Source organism: Pseudomonas brassicacearum, assembly GCF_003732265.1.
Taxonomy (GTDB): Bacteria; Pseudomonadota; Gammaproteobacteria; order Pseudomonadales; family Pseudomonadaceae; genus Aquipseudomonas; species Aquipseudomonas brassicacearum_D.
Window position 1 is genome coordinate 602 of record NZ_MOBK01000257.1, and the last position, 278, is coordinate 879.

Genomic DNA, 278 nt, shown 5'->3' on the forward strand with positions numbered 1-278 from the left:
TCCAAAGCGTGCGGCGGCTATGGCCGAAGCGACGTCAAAAATCAGCAAGGAAGCCAATCCGGATAAGGCCAAGGCCATGATGGCCTCGCTGGAAGAATCCCTGCGCACCGGCGACCTGTTCGCCGACATGCAGGTCAAGGCCGCACTGTCGGCCTACATGCAGAACAAGGCGCTGTACAGCCAGCTCAAAAACGATTCGCGTGACGCGACCGGGATCCTCGACAAGAACCTCGCCGAGCGACGCGAGTCGTCATCGCAGAAATGGGCGGAAATGGCCC

General features: G+C 60.4%; 1 pseudogene. It reads left to right on the forward strand.

Features of this window, described 5'->3' with window-relative positions:
* Positions 1-278: pseudogene (locus BK660_RS33345) on the forward strand (phage tail tape measure protein); the annotation flags it as partial.